The 22,505-nt window shown below is 38.6% G+C and carries 14 protein-coding genes; 5 read left to right on the top strand and 9 right to left on the bottom strand.

Translation table 11 applies throughout. The features are described 5' to 3' along the window. Positions 1–70: 70 nt before the first annotated feature. Positions 71–2,659: a zinc-dependent metalloprotease gene (locus tag CXF85_RS06370; protein ID WP_101227676.1), complete on the bottom strand. Its 2,589-nt coding sequence runs from the start codon at positions 2,657–2,659 to the stop codon at positions 71–73. 516 nt (positions 2,660–3,175) lie between these two features. Between CXF85_RS06370 and CXF85_RS06365 the strand changes: the two genes are divergently transcribed. Beyond that, on the top strand, positions 3,176–4,144 hold the full coding sequence (locus tag CXF85_RS06365; protein ID WP_101227675.1) for a class 1 fructose-bisphosphatase: 969 nt from the start codon (positions 3,176–3,178) through the stop codon (positions 4,142–4,144). A gap of 92 nt (positions 4,145–4,236) precedes the next feature. Here CXF85_RS06365 and rlmB read toward each other — a convergent pair whose 3' ends face one another. From rlmB to CXF85_RS06350, 3 genes are all read right to left on the bottom strand, one after another. Continuing rightward, positions 4,237–4,992, bottom strand: a complete 756-nt coding sequence (gene rlmB / locus CXF85_RS06360) for a 23S rRNA (guanosine(2251)-2'-O)-methyltransferase RlmB (protein WP_101227674.1) — start codon at positions 4,990–4,992, stop codon at positions 4,237–4,239. A gap of 56 nt (positions 4,993–5,048) precedes the next feature. After that, entirely contained in the window at positions 5,049–7,517 is a 2,469-nt protein-coding gene (gene rnr / locus CXF85_RS06355) for a ribonuclease R (RefSeq protein ID WP_101227673.1), read from the bottom strand. 77 nt (positions 7,518–7,594) lie between these two features. Beyond that, positions 7,595–8,221: a tetratricopeptide repeat protein gene (locus tag CXF85_RS06350; protein WP_101227672.1), complete on the bottom strand. Its 627-nt coding sequence runs from the start codon at positions 8,219–8,221 to the stop codon at positions 7,595–7,597. 279 nt (positions 8,222–8,500) lie between these two features. On the opposite strand from CXF85_RS06350, the gene CXF85_RS06345 reads away from it, so the two are divergent. Continuing rightward, complete coding sequence (locus tag CXF85_RS06345) at positions 8,501–9,670, top strand: HD-GYP domain-containing protein (protein ID WP_101227671.1); 1,170 nt, start codon at positions 8,501–8,503, stop codon at positions 9,668–9,670. A gap of 256 nt (positions 9,671–9,926) precedes the next feature. Here CXF85_RS06345 and CXF85_RS22945 read toward each other — a convergent pair whose 3' ends face one another. The 5 genes from CXF85_RS22945 to CXF85_RS06320 all read right to left on the bottom strand — a co-directional run bounded on the left by CXF85_RS22945 (position 9,927) and on the right by CXF85_RS06320 (position 19,832). Next, positions 9,927–13,724 carry a leucine-rich repeat domain-containing protein gene (locus CXF85_RS22945; protein WP_198555519.1) on the bottom strand — a complete coding sequence of 1,266 codons (3,798 nt, stop codon included), beginning with the start codon at positions 13,722–13,724 and terminating at the stop codon, positions 9,927–9,929. Between the two features lie 388 nt (positions 13,725–14,112). Further along, the gene (locus CXF85_RS06335; protein ID WP_101227670.1) at positions 14,113–17,280 is read right to left on the bottom strand and encodes an efflux RND transporter permease subunit; all 3,168 of its coding nucleotides are present in this window, start codon (positions 17,278–17,280) and stop codon (positions 14,113–14,115) included. 8 nt (positions 17,281–17,288) lie between these two features. Further along, entirely contained in the window at positions 17,289–18,449 is a 1,161-nt protein-coding gene (locus CXF85_RS06330) for an efflux RND transporter periplasmic adaptor subunit (RefSeq protein ID WP_232771094.1), read from the bottom strand. 197 nt (positions 18,450–18,646) lie between these two features. After that, positions 18,647–18,988 carry an iron-sulfur cluster insertion protein ErpA gene (erpA, locus tag CXF85_RS06325; protein ID WP_101227668.1) on the bottom strand — a complete coding sequence of 114 codons (342 nt, stop codon included), beginning with the start codon at positions 18,986–18,988 and terminating at the stop codon, positions 18,647–18,649. A 124-nt stretch (positions 18,989–19,112) separates the two neighbouring features. Further along, positions 19,113–19,832, bottom strand: a complete 720-nt coding sequence (locus tag CXF85_RS06320; RefSeq protein ID WP_101227667.1) for a DUF6776 family protein — start codon at positions 19,830–19,832, stop codon at positions 19,113–19,115. A 23-nt stretch (positions 19,833–19,855) separates the two neighbouring features. On the opposite strand from CXF85_RS06320, the gene CXF85_RS06315 reads away from it, so the two are divergent. From CXF85_RS06315 to CXF85_RS06305, 3 genes are read left to right on the top strand one after another with little or no spacing between them, the layout of a single operon-like run. Beyond that, on the top strand, positions 19,856–21,580 hold the full coding sequence (locus CXF85_RS06315) for a chloride channel protein (RefSeq protein WP_101227666.1): 1,725 nt from the start codon (positions 19,856–19,858) through the stop codon (positions 21,578–21,580). After that, a complete protein-coding gene (locus CXF85_RS06310) occupies positions 21,580–22,026 on the top strand; it encodes a CopD family protein (RefSeq protein ID WP_198555517.1) in 447 nt (148 codons plus the stop codon). Before CXF85_RS06315 ends, CXF85_RS06310 begins: the two co-directional genes overlap by 1 nt. Positions 22,027–22,058: 32 nt before the next feature. Further along, entirely contained in the window at positions 22,059–22,436 is a 378-nt protein-coding gene (locus tag CXF85_RS06305; protein WP_101227665.1) for a hypothetical protein, read from the top strand. Positions 22,437–22,505: the final 69 nt, after the last annotated feature.

Below are 22,505 nucleotides of genomic sequence, written 5' to 3'. Positions count from 1 at the left end.
TAATCGTTAAGAAAGATGACGAGCTTAGCTGCTAAGCTCGTCATAGTATTCAGTTAACATTCCCTAGTGGTTACCCCCCAATAGGAGAGCCAGGAGGCATTGATATTTTGCTTGCGGGTGCTGCTGGTTTATTTTGCTCTAAGCTAAACTTAATTTGCTGCTCAAGTAATATAAACTGAGCAGATAATGCCGAATATCGGCGACTATCATTATTATCGTCGAGCCAATCAGTTAACCCTTTTAAACTAACATAAACCTCACTACGTACTTCAGTTACTAACTGCGTTTGATGCCATAGCGCTAACAATTGCTCAACAACTTGCTGATTAACTCTTTGCTGTACTAACAAAGCCAAACCTGTTTCTGGGCTCTGCTTAATTGTGCTATTCAGTAGTTGTGTTATCACTTGTTGTACTGAAAAAATGGCATTATCTTGTTGAGCACTACTACCTTTTTTCTGATACCACGCCGCTTGTTGCTGTAAACGAGCTAAACGTTCCTTGTTGAGTAAAAACGTTAGGGTATGTTTAGCACTGGCTTGTGCGGCACTAATAGGGTCAAAAGTAAGCCCTGTTTGTGAAGAGAAACTCTCCCTGGTACGCGCATAACCATAAGCCTTAGGTGGGATAAGGCTTATAATATCCTCTGACAAGGTTAAAAATTCACTATCCAATGTTGATAGCAGCGCTGTTAATGCCTGCTGCTGCATAGCCGCTGAAACGGCTTGTACACGCTGAAGCTCTTCTTCTATATCATTGTTACTCTCATTTACTTCTGCAGTATTTTCAAGCTCCTCATTTATATCAGTTGTTTTTACTTCATAGGCCTTTTTCACTTCATAAGCATAATCAACGCCAGCAATAAGCTTCGCTGTTGCTTCAACCTGATAACGATGAAAATTATAAATAGGCACTAACGCTTGCTCTAATTCCGACAGGGGCGTATTTGGCGCAATAGAGTTCAAGCCGAAATTTTCTAATGCTTTAGCGCGCACCTTCATTACTCGGCTTAATTCTTGGGCGGCATTACTGCCGTTATCCCACAAATGACCGGTATTATGAGCGCCCGACGATGGACGAGCATCGGCATCTGATACATATAAAAAACCTTTATTTTGTGTTTCTTTAACAAGCTTTGCTAATTGTTGCTCTTCACTCACACTTTCTGATTTTTCATAATCGCCATAGCCATAAGCGATGACATACTTATCCCAAAGGCCAATATTCTCTTTATAGGCTTGTGATAAATCTATTTCGCCCTCTTCATCTAACGTAATATAAGGATGCGGATAATCCATGACCGAGGCACGATCATTAACACTCGCGGCAAAGTTATGCGCAATACCTAAAGTATGTCCTACTTCATGTGCTGATAACTGGCGAATACGCGCTAATGCCATGGCTTGCATTGTGCTAGTATCGGCCTTTCCTCCTGTTTCACCTTCTTTATTAGTAAAAGGTGAAGTCAAACCAAGGGCAATTAAGTAATCTTGTCTTACGCGTAAAGAGCCTAAAGTAACATGACCTTTGATTATCTCTCCAGTGCGAGGGTCAATAACCGAACTACCATAAGACCAACCTCTCGTTGCTCTATGCACCCACTGAATAACGTTATAACGTACATCCATTGGATCAGCATCTTCAGGTAATATTTTTATTTGAAAGGCATCTTGATAACCAATCTCACTAAAAGCTTGTTGCCACCACATCGCGCCTTCAATTAACGCACTGCGGATAGGCTCTGGCACACCTGCATCAAGGTAATAAACAATAGGTTCAACGGCTGCACTGCTTAATGCTTTTGGATCTTTTTTGGCTAAGCGATGGCGGGGAATTAAACGTTTTATTAACGGCTCGTCGATAGCACTGGCGTAATCAGCATAATCTATCGACCAGTAACCACTGTAGGGATGAAACTGGCGGGTTTGATAATTGTTATCAGGTAATTTTATTAATGAATGATGTAAGTTTACCGTGACAGCACTGGCATCGGGAGTCACCGCTTTTAAATACTTACCAGCATCTGTGCCCTTATAAGTGACCGTTGCTTCTAATTCAGTATTCTCTGGAAAAGCTTTAGTGCGCTTGTGATACAAACCACTGCGACTTTCATCTATTTTAAAGTTTCCTTGCTTACCCTTTTTTAATTTTTGAGTAATATTATGAATGTCCGACAGTAAAAAAGGGGTGTAATCTATTAGGACTTTGCTCGCGCCCTTACCTTTATTGCTAGCTTTACTACTCGCAACAACTTTGAAACCCCAAATAATTGAACTGGCAAACGCCTCATCAACCGCCTGTTGCTCTAATGAATTGTCAGAGTTTGCTCGGTAATAAGGATTCAACTGCCTTAAAAATACTTTATTACCAACGCGCTCAAATTGCACTAAGCGGGTATCACCTAATTGACCTCGATCTAAACCAATGTCATTAGAGCCAATGCCGTGGGGTAAACTGGACTGAAATAGAAACTGTTGCTCAAATTTCTCTATCTGCAAATAAACTTTGCCTTCCTCTTCATCATGATAAAAAGAAAAATAGCCCTGCTGTAAGGTTTTATCTTTTATAAAATTAGCAAAATTCGCTTTCTTAACATCAGCAGCGCTGGTAGTAAAAGCCAAGCAGATACATAAAAGCATCAAGCCACGAACAAAATTCATATTATTTCCTTTAAATGGGGGGCAGTACAAAGTATCCGACAAATGATAGCCTTGCTATATCTATACCCGTCACCATTCAAGATGTAGTTTTCAGAGTGCTTGATTAATTTCAATTCAAGGCGCTGTGATAAAATAATGGTTGTTCCATTATAAGTCACAGCAACGATGAAGTGATGTTACTCAAGCGCTTCTTTGATGGGTTTAAAATCACTTTATACGGCGTTAAATAATCAAACCATAGAATAACTATGCTTAAATTATTTGCCTTGCCTAAAGTAATTTTAATTCCCACTGAAATCCTGCACTTTGATTGGTAACGGGTATATCAATAAACACAAACGAAATAACAAGGAAACGCTACTAATATCAGCTATAAGCTTGCTATAATTATCATGAATATCATTTTGAATAGTTTCATAAAAACTTTCAGCCTTAATGATAAAACTACTATCGGCCAGTATTATTGGCGAATTTTATAAAGTATACAATCAACTTTAAAGTAATTTAGGTAACCTAATGCAACGACTAGCCCCAGCTTTACGTCAAGATAATGTACCTCTTGATTTAATTTCATTAATAAAAACTATTTTAGCTGCCACGAAAGAGATTTCATTTCGTGTTAGCCAAGGCCATTTAGGCGACGTAATGGGCTCTACCCTTGATGAAAATATTCAAGGTGAAGTTCAGAAACAGCTAGATGTGGTTGCCAATGAATTATTCAAAGATATCTTACTTGAGTCGGGTTTTGTTAAAGCGATTTCATCAGAAGAAGAAGATCATTCAGTTGCTGGTGATGAAAATGGCAAATATATTGTTTCTTTTGATCCCCTCGATGGTAGCTCTAACATCGATATCAATTCATTGATTGGTACTATTTTCTCAATTCATGAAGCACCAGAAGATATTAAAGCTGGTGATGATGATATGTTTAAACAAGCTGGTGACAAGCAAGTATGTGCTGGTTATGTGCTTTATGGTCCATCAACTATGTTAGTGATGACTACCGGTAGCGGTACGCACTTTTATGTATTAGACAGAACTCATGGCGGTTTCTTATTAGTAGAACGTAATGTACAAGTACCTGTTGATACGCAAGAGTTTGCAGTTAATATGTCTAACCAGCGTTTTTGGCAGCCAGCTATGCAAAATTACATTGATGATTTACTTGCGGGTGATACAGGTCCACGCGGTAAAAACTTCAACATGCGTTGGATAGCTGCCATGGTTGGTGATATTCATCGTGTTTTATGTCGCGGTGGTATTTTCACTTACCCTGCAGACAGCAGAAAAGCAGAGCAACCATACAAACTACGTTTAATGTATGAAGCTAACCCAATGGCATTTTTACTTGAACAAGCCGGTGGTTTAGCAATGACTAGCCAAGGCCGTATTATGGATATAGAACCAGAAAGCATCCATCAACGTGTTGAAGTTATTATGGGCTCTAAAAACGAAGTTGAGAAATGCTTAAGCTATTATAAGTAAGCTGAAAAATCTTGTCTTAGTAAAATTAGCTTAATAAAAAAGGCTTATTGTTTTAAACAATAAGCCTTTTTTAATACAAGAATCTATAGCAATTAGATTGAACGTTGACGTACCATTTCAAACAAACAAATACCTGTTGCTACTGATACATTTAAACTTGAAACAGTACCAGCCATAGGAAGCTTCACTAGTTGATCACAGTTTTCACGCGTTAGTCTGCGCATTCCTCTACCTTCAGCGCCCATTACAAGTGCCATAGGCCCACCAAGTTTGACATCATATAAACACGTATCAGTCTCTCCTGCTGTACCAACAATCCATACACCTTGCTTTTGAAGCTGCTTCATCGTTCTGGATAAGTTAGTTACTTGTACTAAAGGCACACTTTCAACCGCTCCTACCGCAACTTTACGAACAGTAGGCGTAATTTGTGCGGCATTATCTTTTGGCACAATAATGGCTTGTACACCCGCTGCATCAGCGTTACGTAAACAAGCACCTAAATTATGAGGATCAGTAACACCATCTAAAATAAGAAAGAATGGTGGAATACCTTTTTTTTCTGCGGCAAGAATAATGTCATCAATATCATTTTCGGTATAACTTTTTCCAGGTCTTACACGGGCGATTACGCCTTGATGTTGCTCACCTTCGCTTTTTTCATCAAGAGCTTTACGACTAGCCAATTGTGTACCTATACCGTATTTTCTTGATAAATTAATAATTGGCATTATGCGATCATCTTCACGACCTTTTAATAACCATATTTCAATAAAACGCTCAGGAGCAGCGTCCATTAAGGCATTAACTGCATGAATACCAAAAACTAATTCTTCATTTTTCGCCATGATCTTTCTCTATTTTATATGAACAACGAGGCTTACAAGCCATGTTTAGCTACTGTTTAAGCAGTGTCTTTAGTACCTTTTCGGGCATTTTTACCTGGGCGTTTTTTACGTGCACTACGCTTTTTAGCTTTACTCTTTTCTTTTGGCTTGTCTTTAGATGCACCTTTAGATTTGCTCTTAGGTTTTTCTTTTTTGGCTGTAGCAGCTGGAGTGCCTGTCTTACTTTCTGACTTACCCTCCGCTGGTTTTGACCCTGAGCGTCTTGTGCTTTTGCCTTTAGATGAGTCCTTAGATTTACCTTTAGACTTACCTTTATTTTCTTCCACTTCCACGCCTTCAAGACGTAAATCTATTTTCTTTTCATCAAGATTTACCGCGGCAACTTGCACTCGAATTTCATCACCAACGCGGTATTTTTTACCACTTTGTTCACCGGTCAGACACATGCGAACATCATCATAATGATAAAAATCTCGACCAAGAGAAGTGATATGAACTAAACCTTCAATATGTAAATCTTGTAAGCGAACAAACATGCCAAAGTTAGTCACCGTTGAAATAACGCCAGTGAAATTATCACCAACGTGATCTTGCATAAACTCACACTTGAGCCAATCTGCAACGTCACGCGTTGCTTCATCAGCACGTCGCTCTGTCATTGAACAATGCTCGCCTAACTCAACCACTTCCTGTAAGGCATAATCATAACTGCCTTCGTTGGCCTCATTTGTCGCTTCTTTTTCTAGAATAGCTTTAATGACGCGATGCACCACTAAATCAGGATAGCGACGAATAGGTGAGGTAAAGTGGCTGTATGACGGCAGTGCTAAACCAAAATGACCTTCATTGTCAGTTTGATAGACAGCTTGGCGCATTGAGCGTAACAACATGGTTTGAATAAGCTCTTGATCTGGGCGACCTGCGACTCTCGCTAAAATATCACCGTAATCTCTTGGTTCTGGTTCTGCTTTAGATGGTAGTGACAAACCAAGCTCATTTAAATAAGTGATAAAATTACGGTACTTATCTTCATTAGGCTTTTCATGAACACGGAACAATCCTGGCTTTTCATGCTTTTCAATAAATTTTGCCGTCGCGACATTAGCCAAAATCATACATTCTTCAATGATTTTATGCGCATCATTACGAATAAGTGGCACAACACCGGAGATTTTCTTATTTTCATTAAATAGAAAAATAGATTCTTGCGTTTCAAATGCGATAGCGCCACGTTTAAGTCGAGCATCGGTTAGCGCGTGATACATATCTTCAAGATTTTTTAAATCAGGAACCAAAGGTTGGTATTCTTGACAAAGCGCTTCATCACCATCAAGAATGGCAGCCACTTTGGTATAAGTGAAACGGGCATGAGAACGCATTACTGCCGGATAAAACTTACTACCTGTCAATTTACCCTTGGCACTAACGGTCATTTCACTGACCATACATAAACGATCTACATCTGGATTTAGTGAACAAAGGCCATTAGAAAGTTTCTCTGGCAACATAGGAATAACTTGGCTAGGAAAATACACCGAGTTACCACGTGATATCGCTTCATCATCTAAAGCGGTGCCGTGTTGCACATAATAGCTCACATCAGCGATAGCAACCCATAAGCGCCAACCGCCAGATTTTTTCGGTTCGCAATAAACAGCATCATCAAAATCTCGCGCATCATCACCATCAATAGTAACCAAGGGTAAGTCGCGTAAATCTTTACGTGGTAATTTGGCTGATTCTTCAACTTCATCAGCAATACTAGCTACTTCAGCTTGTACAGTATGCGAAAATTGATGCGGTAAATCATGGGCACGTAAGGCAATTTCAATTTCCATGCCCGGTGCTAAGTGATCACCTAAGACCTCAATAACTTTACCGATAGCATGTGAACGTCTAGTTGGTCTTTGTACTAACTCAACCACGACCATTTGTCCGTGTCGAGCACCCATTTTTGCTTGTGGGTCAATCAACACTTCTTGTTTAATTTTACTGTCTTCTGAAACAACAGAGCACACATGATGATCAATATATAATCGACCAACGATAGGTGCTTTTCTCGGTTCTATGACCTCAAGTATTTTAACTTCTTTACGACCTTTACGATCCGTACGGTCAACCAACATGGCTTGCACGATATCACCGTGAAAAACACGCTGCATTTCATGAGAGGAGATATAAAAATCTTTACCTCTTTTATCGGTAATCGAAGCATCATCAGGGGAAAAGAAACCAAAACCGTCACGGTGGCCAATAACTTTGCCGCTTAGCAGGCTATTTTTTTCCGGCAATGCATATTGTTTGAATTTATTGAAAATCAACTGACCACTATTTTCCATCGCACGTAAACGACGCTTCAAACCAATAAGTTGATATTCTTCGTCATACTTTAACGTTTTGACTAAGCTATTAAAACTTGGTGGTGGCGAGCATTTTTCGATGATTGATAGCAATAATTCGCGTGAGGCGACTGGCTTTTCATATTTTTTGGCTTCGCGTTTAGCGTGTGGATCGTTATAGGTCACTATAATGGGTCAGTATTTAAGGATATCTACCTGCCAGTATACCATAAAGTTATTATTTACCGCGCTAACGCTTTTGCTTAATTTGTATAACTTGTTCTTTTCGCTTGTTCAATGACTTTACTTGGCATTTTACTCGCAAGAACTAAAAGTAAGCCACTGATTTTATTATGCATTACTTTATCATCAGTTATAGAGTGATGTAATTGAGAATATAATGCTGGGTAGTCTAACGGACTACCGTAGCCATGCTCGTATATCTCAGCAAGACGCATTTGTGCTGGTAAGTTACCTAAACTTGCTGCTGTTTTTAAATAAACAATGGCGCGGTCAATATCTACCTGCATAAATTTACCCATATGATAATAACGTCCTAGCTGCTCTAAGCCTTCTGCTAAGCCTTGATCAGCGGCTAGACTCATATAATGTAAACCGAGGGCAATGTCTTTTTTGACGCAAACACCATAGGCTAACATGTCACCCCACAAAAATTGATACGAGGGCATATTTGCTTTATTTGCGCGCGCTTCAATGTCTTGTACTAATTGACACTCATCGAGAACTACTTGGCTTAAATGTTTATTCTCTTTGATCAAATCCAGTAATTGATTATCAGTATAAATCTGCACAGCTTGCATGTTTTTCTGCATAGCGAATGCTGAAAAACTGCCTAACAAAAAAATAAAAAAGAAGAGTAATGTACGCATAAGAATCCTAACTAAGCTGAATCAGCTGACCTCCCTGTATCGGCAAGTAAGCGGTATGTATTAAAATTATTTAAATCAGGTAATCATATTAAAGCAATTTTGACGCCAACACCGAATTTTACAACTATTATTAATCTGAACTAGAAGTTTACTTGCTTACCATTATTTAGCGTATAGTCAATCACTCGCTAAAATTACTCATATTGCACATATTACATACATTACACATAAGTACTTTAGAGCTTTTTAAATAAGAATTTATTAATCGTGGTATTAAGCATGTTAATTGAAAAAGATACTTCTGAATTAAAAATTGGCCATTATGTGGTAAAAATTATTCAGCAAGAGGGTAACTTCTCTTTAACGGCGGCTGGACACATCAAAAGTAACGCTGTGATTAACCACCTAAAAAGCAAAAGTGTTTACCGTGTTTTAATTGACGGTAGTAAAACACTAAAGCCTACCAACAAAAAAAGTACCCTTGTCCCAACAAAAACATCAATTATAAACAGCGAAAACCTTAAAGAAGCACAAGTAATATTTAATGAGTCCAAAGGCATACAAAAAAAACTATTTAATGATGCACTGAGTGGCAGTACTTTAGATTTATCACCTGTTATTGAAGTGACCAATAAATCTATTGATGCAATATTTAATAGTCCTGATTCCTTAGCCTGTATGTTAAATATTCGAGAAAAGGATCATTACCTCTTAGAGCACTCTGTAGCAGTTTCTGTTTATATCACCCTTTTCGCACGCTATTTAGGTTTAGAAAGGAACATCATTGAGCAACTTTCTATCGGTGCATTCCTTCATGATATTGGCAAAATAAAGATACCCAATGAAATCCTTAATAAGCCAGGTAAATTAACTGATGATGAATTTACCATCATGAAAACCCATGCAAATCACTCCATAGATATCATCAAGGAAACACCTGGAATTAGCGCACTTAGTCTTGAAGTGGCAACCCTACACCATGAAAAGCTCAATGGTTGTGGTTATCCATTCCAAGTAAAAGGAGAAAATATAAGCCTGTATGGCCGTATGATTTCCATCTGCGATATCTTTGATGCATTAACGGCTACACGTGTTTATAAAAAAGGATTTGCTCACGGTAAATCTTTTGCAATTTTACGCGAGTTAGCGAGCCAAAATCAGCTAGACAGTAAGTTAGTTGATCAGTTTATTAAATGTGTTGGAGTTTTTCCCGTTGGTTCATTGGTGCAATTAGAATCAAACAAATTAGCATTAGTGAAAGTTAGGAATGATAAAAACCCAACAAATCCGCAAGTGCACACCTTTTACCATGTTAAACAAAAGCACTTTTTAGATAAGCAAGAAATTGACCTATCAAACAGTGAAGATTCCATCGTCAAAGGTGTTCGAGCAGAAGAGTTCGATCTCGATATGAATCAAATTGTCGAAATGTTACTAATGGAAGGTTAGGCTAAGCAATTGTTGTAGTTAGCTTTTCATTTACGTTCCTTTATTCATACAGCTCCCATCACATCCTCTAATGAAAGTAATGCTGAGTGACCTAATACCTTAGTTAGGTGCATTCTAAAAATCTAGCCCAAATATAATAAGCAACATATAACCCATAAAAAAAAGAGGTTATGAATTAACATAACCTCTTTTTATTGACTGCGTGCACATTAAAGTAATTTAACTTTAATACACTCACTGCATTCAAAATACAATGTTATCTAGGCTCATCAAAGAAAAACACACCCTTTTCCACCAAGGGTTCAACCTGTTCGTCATCAAAGCCATAAGCTTCTATCAACAATAAAGAGTTCAGCTCAAATAAAGGAGATAAGTCTGATACATCGATATAATACATGTGCAGTCCCTCTAAATTATGTAGTCTAGATAATGGTGCTAAGTCAATCACATTGGTATGGTCTACCCTTAGTATCCTTAAAGCAGATAAGTTAGTTAACGGGGTTAAGTCACTCATATCAAGGCCAAACGAGTTCAAATACTCAAGCCGAGTGAAATTAACTAATGCAGTTAGATCGGTAACTCCGGTACTTCCTATATTTATTTTTTTAATGTTAGTTAAATCACTTAACGGCGTTAGGTCTTCAACCTGAGTACCGTTTAAAAGTAGCGTTTCAAGATTCACTAAACCAGATAACGGCGAAAGATCCGCTACATCAGTATCGGCTAAACTAATATATTCCAAATTAACCAACGATGCTAATGGGCTAATACCTGTAATATCTGTAATATCTGTGTGATCAAATTTTAAATGTTTTAAGTTCATTAGATTTTCAATTGGCGTTAAATTATTAACTCCTAGACCTTCGATGTTCAGTGTCTCTAACTTAGTTAAGCTGCTTAATGGTGCAAGATCAGATACGTCAGACTCTGCAATATTCAATACTTCTAAATTAATCAGACTCGATAATGGTGTTATGTCACCTAGCTCTAGACTTTCAAGATTCAAAACCTTAAGGCTGGTTAATGCACTAATCGCTGATAGTTCAGCTACGCCTGTGTTATATAAGTTTAAGGTTTCAAGACTAGTCAGGCCAGCTAAAGCAGAGATATTATCCACAGAAGTACCAGATAAGTTTAAAGTTTCGAGATTAGTCAGGTCAGCTAATGCTGAGATATTATTCAGACTAAAATTATCGCTTAAGTTCAGCTTCTTTAAGTTAGTGAGCTCTGCTATGACGGAAACATCGTCAAAATAATTATTACCTGATAAATCAAGTTCTTTTAAGTTAATTAGACCTGCTAAAGCAGAAATTTCTGGGGATTTTCCAATATTAGATAACTCAAGACTTTCTAGGTTTATTAATCCTTCAAACTGTACCGACTCAAAGTGATTACTATCTCGCATTGACAATTTTTGAAGACTTACAGGCAGTGATATAATAGTTTCAGGACTTACAGAACTACGTATCATGGTTAATGAGGTTAAATTAGACAAGCCAGTTAAATCGGATGTGCCATTATCAAAATGAGGGGATGTTAATACCAGTGTCTCTAAGTTTGACAAACTTGTTAAACCCGTTAGGTTGGAAAATTTACCCGAGTTGATTAGGCCTAAGTGCATTAAATTACTTAGTGTTGATAAGGGCTCTACACTTGAAATCCCATAACGTATTGCTAAATTAAGTGTTTCAAGTGACGTCAGCGTGGCAATAGTTGCTAATTTTTCATCATTAGCTAAAACAATTGCTTCGATGTCGAACGGACCTGGGTACTCAATCGTTGTAGTCAGTGATTTTAACTTTGGTAATACCGATAAAGTAGCAAAATAATCAAGCTTATAGTCTGAAATAGCAATTGACTCTAAATTAACTAAATTACTGAGTAGTGAAATATCGGTATTTTCAGCCAAGGTTAGCTCAAGTGTTTTTAGCTTAGTTAGGCTCGCTAACAAAGCAACATCAGATATGTTTGAGTTAGGCATAACCAATGTTGTTAAGTTGCTTAATGCAGAAATACCACTAAAACCAGCAATGTCCGTACCATAATAACGATTTAGGTAGTGACCCGTTTCATATTGATCACCTTGCTGGTAAAAGTAAGTATTATCACTCCTTACAGGGGGACCAGAACCTTCACACGATAATTCATAAACATGTTCCGCGTAAGTGCTGCCACTGTAGTTATCAATAACACATAAACGCAGTACTTTATCGGTGAATTCAATATCACTAACACGTAGTGAGGTAGTAAGGCTATTGTCTTCAGGGAACTCATCGTTAATATCTAAGACGCCATCACCATCATCGTCAGTATCGGCATTGTTACCAATGTTATCGCCATCAGTATCGACAGATTCATCTTTGTCTAAAGGAAAGGCATCGTCACTATCAGCAACATTATCACCATCGTCATCCGTATCGGCATTGTTACCAATGTTGTCGCCGTCAGTATCAACAGATTCATCTTTGTTTAATGGAAAGGCATCGTCACTATCAGCAACGTTATCACCGTCATCATCAGTATCGGCATTGTTACCAATGTTGTCGCCATCAGTATCGACAGATTCATCTTTGTCTAATGGAAAGGCATCGTCACTATCGGCAACGTTATCACCATCATCGTCAGTATCGCTATTGTTACCAATGTTATCACCGTCTGTATCAACGGATTCAGTAGCATCAAAATCAAAAGCATCATCTGCATTTAATACGTTGTCGCCATCAATATCTGAATCTTCGTCATTTACTATGCTATCGCCATCAAAATCATTTATTTCGATGTCGTTTCTAATAGCTTGCTCTAAATACTCAGCCGTTGTTTGAGCGCTCTGCGTTAGTGCATTAGCAATTTCTTGCTCAGTTAATGTTTCATCTGCAAGGCTTGCTAGCGTTTCAGTGACTGCTACAGCTGTTACTTTGGCAATATCAGCAAGCTCTTTCATATCAAGCGGTTGCTCACTGTCTTTATCATTAGCAATAATGTTATCGATAGTGGTTTTAACAGTCGCAGCTACAGTAGCTACATTATTAAGAATGTTATCAGTAAGGTCGGTAGTTACGCCTTCAGCAACATAACCATTCAATAAACGTTCAACCACATCAGTCATGATGTTAGCTTGTAGAGCTGCATTAGTAATGTCCGCTTCACTCACTGTTTCGGTAGCGGTAATTAACGGTTGAAAGCTCTCTACTGTGGTCTTCGAAATGTCTGCAATAATGACTTCAAAGTTTGATAATGTTTCTGTTGAGAATGTTGCTTTATTATTTTCAACAAAACGTTTTATCGCTGTCGTAGTGACTTTTGCCACTGCATCGATAACAGAGCTATCTTCTGCGCTAAAGTTGCCGGCAGTATTGGCTGCTTGAATAACATTCGACAGTGTACTTGCCACATGAGTCGCTATAAGTACATCAGCGGCGTCAACGCCCTGAGTAATATTTTGTGGAATAACATTATTTGCAATTAATAATTCGTTAAGCACTGCTAATTGAGTATCTTGGGCACCAATATAATCACTGTTCACTTGCTCGACAGTAATGTTTAAGTTGTCGGCTACCTGTGCAATTGCCGTTGCGATATCGATACCAGACGTTTGCGCGGTAATCACTACCAGTGTGGTAAGTGGTGTTGCTAAATTTTGACCGGGTAATGAAAATAATTGAAATGCGGTTTCATCAGTAATAGCGATACCAGCAGGGTTTTCATCGGTAATAGTACTTTCATCGATAGCGCCGGCAGGAATATCGACAATAATGCTGATGCTCTCTGGTGGCAGACCTAAGTCAGTAATATCAATTTGCCCTTTGCCGCCTTCGGTTGTCACGACAAAAGGTTCGTCGTTGTCACGTACTTTATTGCTGTTTAAGTCAATATAGGCGATAGCACCACGAATATAGCCGTCAATAACGGTAATATCAAAGAAGGATTTTTCTGATTCTATTATTTCTGTATTTTCAACGGGTTTATCTGAAGAACCACCACAAGCTGAGAGTAATGAGACAGAGCATGAAAGTAGTATTGCTTTTGATATGATTGAGAGTTTGCCAATTTCCATTTGGACACCTAATTTTATGTTTGATTATGAATTCAATTAAATTAAATTGTTATTAACAATTAATTGACGTGAGGGTAATGTTTTTATTATCTATGTGCAACAAAATAAACCAAGTTTGCGACAACTCTCCCACAAAGGAAGCATTATCAGTGAGATTTATTCAAAAGCGGTATTTAGTTCAAGCGCTGAATATTGAGGAGAGTGTTGAGATTTTAGGTATTTAAAGTATGTTTAGCTTAAACAATATCGACCGTTTAAAATGAGTAATCCTAAGGTGACTGTGGCAGAGATGGGTACATTTAAATAGAAACGCACGACCCAACGAAAACAAATTCCCGTTAGGTCGTGCGTTATTCAAGCAATGAATGTGAGCCAACTAAAGAACTAGCTAAGCAGCGCTGCCGACTTCTTTAATTTGCTTAACTTGAGTAATATCATTAGCTTCTTTTTGCAGCATAATTGTTGCCGTTGCCTGTTTATCTTCTTTACGCTTATCTCTTAATACCAATAGACAAGGTGTTAGCACTAAGGTTAGTACCGTAGCAAAAGCTAAGCCGCCAGCAATCGCTGTTGCCAACTGTGTCCACCACTGTGTCGATGGTGCACCAAAAACAATAGTGCGTTCAAAGAAGTCTAAGTTAACCTGTAAGACCATAGGCAATAAGCCCAAAATGGTGGTTATAGTGGTTAACATAACTGGTCGTAAACGTTGAGCACCGGTTCGCAATATAGCATCAATGACTCGGTGACCTTCTTTGCGTAGAACATTGTAGGTATCAATCAGCACGATATTGTTATTCACCACAATACCCGCTAACGAGATAACGCCAATACCGCCCATCACAATACCAAACGGTTTTTGCACCAATAACAGTGCCAAAAATACACCCACAGTCGAGAATATTACCGCACTTAAAATCAAGAGTGCCTGATAAAAACTATTAAATTGAGTCACTAAAATCATCGCCATAACAAAGAGCGCGATAGCAAAAGCATTCACTAAAAATGCCTTTGATTCTTCTTGGTCTTCGTTTTGCCCTTTAACAGCAATATCAACTGATGGGTGTAAACCTAATGTCGGTAACTGCTCTTTTAGCAGTGGTAACTCATTCAATAATTGCGCACCGGCAATTAAGTTAGCTTGCACAGTAACAACACGTTTCGCATCAACACGACGAATAGTATCAACTTTAGGTGCAGCTTTACGTTCAACAAAACTGCCAACAGGCACTAGACCCGCAGCGGTTTTAAGTCGCAAAGAATCTAATCGACTTATATTGCGCTTTTCTTCAGGAAAACGAACACGAATATCGAGTTCATCATCAACATCATCGGGGCGATATTCACCGAGTTTTAAGCCGTTGGTAACCATCTGCACACTTGAGCCAACTAACGCCGCATCGGCGCCATAAGTAGCGGCTTTATTTCGATCAATGATCAACTGCCATTCAATACCGGGTTTCGCGCCGGTATCTTCAATATCGGTGAATTTTCCGGTAGCTTGTAAAGCATCACGTATAATTTTTACCGATTTATCTAACTCCTCAGGAAAACGTGAGCTTAATTCAAGTTTGAGATCCTTGCCACTTTGCGGACCGTTTTCATTCTTTCGTACTTCAATTTCAACGCCGGCTAAATCATCAGTCAATTCATGAATATTGGCAACGATGTCATCCGCTGACCGTCTTATCTGCCAATCAACAAAATTTAATTTAAAGGTACCCACTTGGTTACTGCCACCCGTGCGTGTATATAAGGTTTCGATTTCTTCTAGCGGTAAGATACGTTCTTCTATAGAGCGCATAATGACGTCTTTTTCTTTTACTGATAAATCGCCATGAGAGCGTACTACCATAGTGGCACTTTGCGGCTCAACCTCAGGGAAAAAACTCACGCCCAGACCTGATGCGCCATATAACCACATCACGACAAAAGAGATGGCGAAGGTACCTGCAACAATTTTCCAGGGATGTTTAATCGCTGTTGTCAGAACACGAATATAACGGCCGGTAAAACCCGATAATTTATTGAAGTCCCCCGCTTCCGCATACTCTATTTGTTGCTGTTCGTTTTTACTAACGACACGTGCTTTACCCAAAACAGTGCCTAATGTAGGTACAAAGATCAACGCCATTGCTAAAGAGGCTGATAACACAGCGATCAGTGTGAAAGGTAAGTATTTCATGAACTCACCCATAATACCTGGCCAAAACATCAAGGGAGCAAAGGCTGCCAATGTTGTTGCTGTTGACGCAATGATCGGCCATGCCATACGACGAGCAGCAGTGCCATAAGCGACACTTTTACTCTGCCCTTCATTCATTTGTCTGTCAGCAAATTCGGTGACAACAATCGCACCATCAACAAGCATTCCCACAGCCATAATCAAACCAAATAGCACAACAATATTGACGGTCATACCCGCTAAAGCGATAACTAATATTCCGGTTAAAAATGCTCCTGGTATAGCTAAACCAACTAATAAAGCAGTACGACCACCTAAGGCGGCGATAATAACAATCACGACTAATAATACCGCTGAAAAAACATTATTTTGTAAATCTGTCAGGGTGTTCTTTATTTCTATTGATTGGTCACCGACATAATCTACTTTGACTTGTTGTGGCCACTTAAGACGACTTTCATTAACAATATCTTTAACTTTATCAACTGTTTCTATTAGGTTTTCACCAGAGCGTTTTTTGACTTCAATCGATACAGAGCGATGACCATTTAACCGGGCAAAGCTAGTAGGATCTTTATAAGCACGACGTACCGTTGATACATCTTGAAAAGTAATCACGCGATCGCCATCAACCTTGATAGGCAGCTCAAGTAAATCTTGAATATTTTCAAAAACAGAAGGTACTTTGATGGCAAAGCGTCCCTTACCAGTATCCATTGTTCCTGCTGGCACCAAACGATTATTACGTTCAACGAGGTTATAAATATCAGCTTGGTCAAGCCCGTAGCTTTCCATTAATAACGGGTCGACAATAATTTCAACCATATCTTCACGGTCGCCACCAATCTCAACTTCTAGCACTTCTTGCATGCCTTCAATTTTATCTTTGACATTACGCGCTATGGTTATCAAACCTCGCTCAGTAACAGCACCTGATAAAACGACCGTGAGTGCTGCTTCTTGGTTAGCCATGGTGACTTCATTGACTACTGGCTCTTCAGTCTCATTCGGTAACTTAGCTTTGGCTAAAGTCACTTTATCGCGCACATCAGCAAGTGCTTCTTTAGGATCAAGTCCGGCAATAAATTCTAAGGTAACAGAGGCATGTCCTTCCCCGGCATTAGAACGCATTTCTTTTATGCCAGCGATGGATTTCAGTTCATTTTCCATCGGTCTGACTAACATGCGTTCAGCATCTTCTGGGGAGATACCATCGTGAACCATAGACACATAAATAATAGGAATAGTGATGTCTGGGTTGGCTTCTTTAGCAATATTGTTATAAGTAACTGCACCAGAAATAAGCAGTAGTACAAATAACATCAGTACAGAGCGAGTGCGGGTTAATGCGGCTTCAATAAGCGTTAACATAATAGCTCCTAGTCTTGCACAGCGTTAGTGGAAACCGCTTGCTTATCAACACTATCACTTGCTTTATCGTCTACGTTATCGAAGATGGCTTCAACTTTATCACCAGCACGCACGAAACCTTGTCCTAAGACAATAATATCGGCTTGATCGCCTAGACCTGATAACCATATGCCATCACTTTCACTTTTAATAATCTCAATTGGCGTGAATTGAACAATAGATTCTTTAACTGATTTAACACCAATATTACCTTGTTCATCTAAAGCGAGTAGCGCTGGTGATATTTTTATCGCCGACATTTTGGCTAAATCTATGATTAATTCACTACTTAAACCAGCTAACAGATGCGCTTTTTTATTATCAATAGCCACTTCAATTTTAAAGGTGTTAGTTGCATCATTGCCGACACTGGCTATATAACGCAGCGTGCCTTGTGCTTTTTCGCCATTTAATAAGCTAACTTGCGCCACTTGACCAACAGACAACTGACTTATTTGTAGCTCAGTCACATGCGCTCGAACAATAAGCGGGTCTAAATCAGCAATCATGGCAATATCATCACCAGAGGCAACATAATCACCTACTTCGACATAACGCGTATTAAGAATACCGGCAAAAGGTGCCTTGATAATAGTATTGGCAATATCTAATTCTAATCTTTTTATTTCAGCATTAACTGACTCAAGTGCCGCATATGATTGCGCCAAATGTACCTTGCCTTGATAGCCTTGCTCATTTAGCTTTAATGCGCCTTGGTATTCCACTTCACGTTGATTCAACAATGCTTTGCTGCGTGTCAATTGCGCAGGTAAATCATTTAAAGCAATTTTGGCAATAACTTGCCCTTTAGAAACTGTTGAACCTCGCTTTGCTAAGACCTGAATAATTTTCCCACGTATTTCAGCTTTTAGGGTGGTGATACGATCAGGCTCGGTACGGCCATAAAGCTCAATCGTTTTATGAATATCTTGTCCAAGCCGGGTTTCAACTTTGACTTTTGCTGTCACTTGCTTTTCATCGTGACTAGGGATTTTTGCTTTTATCTCTGACTTTTGCTCCGCGGCACTGGGGCCAGAAGCCATCCATAAGACTAAAACCAGGGTAATTAATGTCGCAATAAGGTAAGGGCGTTGTGCTAACCAGCTAGAATTTAGGGTAAGTTTCATCATATATCTCCATATTTATGGCGAATATCATAACTTGTTTTATAAGGGGGAGATAAACTAACTTGCAACAAATTGTTATGTTTTTTGTCAATCTTTGTAATTTTAACAGCTAAGTATGTAAGGAATATTCGATAAACGTGCAGAGGTAGAAACAATAATGCCGACAAACTGTCGGCACTTTGACGCTATCTAATTTAAAGTTAGATAGAAAAAGATGAACCACAGCCACAGGTGCTGCTAGCATTTGGGTTATTCACCACAAAGCGGCTACCCTCTAGACTTTCAAGATAATCTACTTCACCATCAACAAGGTATTGTAAGCTCATAGGATCGATTACCATCATAACGCCTTGTTTTTCAATGGTCATATCGCCATCATTCACTTTTTCATCAAAGGTAAAACCATATTGAAAACCTGAACAACCACCACCAGTAACATAAACACGTAGTTTAAGAGCAGGATTTTCTTCTTCTGTGATTAGCGAAAGCACTTTGCTCGCGGCAGAATCGGTAAATTTAATGGGTAATTCTAGGTCTGACATGGTGCTCTACTTAGTACAACAAAGTACAAAAAAATACGCTATAACGTGGGATGGATAACAACAAGGTTAATTATCTTAAACCTGACTATTTTAGTCAAGTATTATTCTTTGCCATGTATTACCGCTATTGATTAACTTGCCATGACACGCTTTTATCTTTCTTGGCATACTTTTGCCAGCGAGACTTAGTTAGAATGGCTGATACTAGGACATTTTCAGGGGTAAAGTTAACGGGTAAGGTAAATTCACCATTAATAATCTGAAAATATTGAAAACTAAATTTCAAATCTTTTTTGCTTAACTCGGCAACTTCTTCAAGTTTAAGCTTTACTGCTTTGTTACCTTCTCGACCTTCAAATATTAATTCAATGTAACCTTTACTATAACGACGCTTTAATTGTTGTTGTACTAAAGTCACTTGAAAATGGTATTTATTCGGGATTTTACTTGCTTGTATTTTTACATTTTCAACAAATAAACCAGCTGCTTGTTTTTCTGGTGCCATGACCTTTTCATAAAAGGCTAGCTGTTTTTTTACTTCAAACTGTTGTTCGGCGGCCGATTTAAGTAAGCCTTGCGCTTTTTGATTAGCCAATTGCTCTACCGCTAATTCAACTTCTAAGGTGTGAATTCGCGCTGTATTCGTCTCTTGTTGTTGATAAAGCTGCTCTAACCTAACCTTTTGCTGTTCAAGATTAGTTATCTGAAAATGGTGATAATAATTTCCTAAACGATAGCCAGTAAAAAGACAAAGGCTGATAACTGTTAATAAAAACAAAGCCGATTTAAATGTTCCTAAGCGTTCAATAACAACACCAAGATTTATTTTTGCTAACCATTTCATTTGTAAAGTATTATAATCCTGTAATGATGATATCAATCGCAGCAATAAGAAAACACTTAGCTTTGCCTAATACATCTTGGCAAATTTGCTTACTTGCCATTATTGGAGGCTGCGCTTCAGCTTTATTAGTTGTGCTATTTACCCTAACTATTGAAGGAATTCAGCAGTTATACCTAATAAAGCGCGACAACTATAACAGCTTAGATGAAGTAAGTCGTTTTGATTTACCCATCATAGGCGCACTTATAATCCTCTTAATTGCTTGGCTTACTGGTTATAAATACCTACGTACAGGCATTCCTTTTGTTTTACATCGATTAAAAGTCGCCCATGGCGTCATTCCCCTTAAAAACACCTTAAACCAATTCTGGGGTAGTGCCGTAGCGCTCGCCTCTGGTTTTTCTGTGGGGCGTGAAGGGCCAGCGGTTCACCTTGGTGCTGCATGCAGTAGTTATTTAGGCAGTGTACTCAAATTACCTTATAACAGCGTGCGTACGTTATGCGCTTGCGGTATAGCTGCAGGTATAGCGGCAACATTTAATACCCCGATAGCCGCGGTAATTTTTGTTATGGAAGTGATCATGCGCGAATATAAGGTTCATATTTTTGTCCCTGTGATGCTCGCTTCAATTGTCGGCTCTTTGATTACCCGTAGTGTTTTTGGTACCAGCCATAATTTTCAATACTTCCACACCATAGCGCTTGAGCAACACCATTATCTTTCTTTAGCGCTATTAGCGATAGGGTTAGGGATATTGGCCGCTGCATTTAATAAGTACTTGGTTCTCATTATTAAGCAGAGCGTTAAATACCACATAGTACCGCGCTTACTGCTTGCTGCGCTTATTACCGGCACACTCGGATATTTAGTACCTGGTGCTATGGGCACAGGTACTAGCGCAATTGATATTTCATTAACAAGTAATGCGCAATTAGGATTTCTGGTTAGTTTACTTGTTGCTAAATTATTAATGACAATGTTTGCGCTAGGTTTAGGTATACCTGGCGGTATTATTGGACCAACGTTAGGTATTGGTGCTATTGCTGGCGCTTGTGCTGGAGCTATTGTTATACAAGTATTACCTGGAGAGCATTTAGGTAGTGATTTTATTTTAATGGGCATGGCTGGCTTTATGGCTGCCAGCTTAAGTGCCCCGCTTGCTGCCCTGCTTGCTGTGGTCGAACTATCGGGTCAACTTGAGTTAGTTGTTCCCGCCATGATCGTCATTACAATCGCAAGTATAGTGTCCCGACAGCTTTGTAAGAATGAATCTATCTTTACCATGCAATTAGATGCGCAAAACTTGCTCTATAACAAACCTCCCATTGAAGAATCATTGCAAAATATTGGAGCCTTAGCGGTGATGAAAGATAATTTATTGATTTTAGAACAAGCAAGTACCCGTACTATTATTGGAGAACTCATTAATAGCCATGAGTCACAATTAATTATTAACAAAGAAGCGGCTATCGAAGAAAATAAGATAAATAATTATTATTGGGCGCAATTAGATACCGATGTAGCTGACGATGAAGGTGAAGATATTGAACATAAGCTTGATAAACAATTAATACTGCACAAGCTCATTCCCTTGAATCATCAAGCAACTTTGGCAGAAGCCTATTTAGCGTTAGTAGAGCAGCGTTCAGGTGCAGTATATATTTACCATAAAGATATCAATGACTGCATCGGCTTGGTAACTTTTGAACAACTTAGAATTTATTTAGTAGAAGGAAAACTTAATTAATGGACACGTTTTTAATCAACAATATTCTCTGGCTTAAAGCATTTCATGTCATTTTTATGGTGGCTTGGTTTGCCGGTATTTTTTATTTACCACGCTTATTTGTCAACCATGCCGAAACGACCTCGGCTGAGGTAGCTGAGCAACTTAAAGGCATGGAAAAACGCTTACTGTATTTTGTCACGCCTTTTGCCATTTTTAACCTGTTAATTGGTTTAGCAATTATTCATGCTTATGGGTCTGACTGGTTTATTGCCGCTAAGTGGTTACATATCAAATTAAGCTTAGTCACAGTGCTGTATGTTTATCATGGTTACTGTTTTAAATTAGTTAAAACCTTTGCCCTAGATAAAAATATTCGTTCTGGACGTTTCTATCGTATATTCAATGAGATCCCTGTACTGATCTTATTTGCTATCATTATCTTAGCCTATGTTAAACCTATGTAACTTCTTCTCTATCATTAAAAATAAGAGTATTCATGCTGTATTTATACTTAGGTTATGTAGTCATTCAACTTTATGCCATTGTCGGTGTTTTTTCTAAAAACACCCTTGCTGCGAGTGCCCTCTTTTTCTCCTTAGTTGTCTTTGTCATTTGGTCATTTATTCCTATTTTAGGTTATGCATTAGCTAAAGCCATCGGTGCCCACGGTCATAGTAACAAGTTAACTTTATTTTTTTCAGCTATCATTATTGCTTTAATTGAAAATGGCTTAACTTACTTTAATTTATTGAGTGATAAACAATATAACATCGGCACCACAATAGTTTTTTTATTGTTTTTCTTGGTTGCCTACATCCCCCTAGCCAAACAGAAAATCACAAGGTTCTCTACAAATCATGACAAAACGGCCTGAAACTTCATTTTTCCAACATTGCGGTTATAATCAATAGAAGGTAACTTACCCAAAGATTAACTAGGTGCA

Source organism: Colwellia sp. 75C3 (genome assembly GCF_002836255.1).
Lineage (GTDB): Bacteria > Pseudomonadota > Gammaproteobacteria > Enterobacterales > Alteromonadaceae > Colwellia.
Note: the sequence above shows the minus strand (reverse complement) of the source record. Positions and strands in the feature narration are given on the sequence as shown.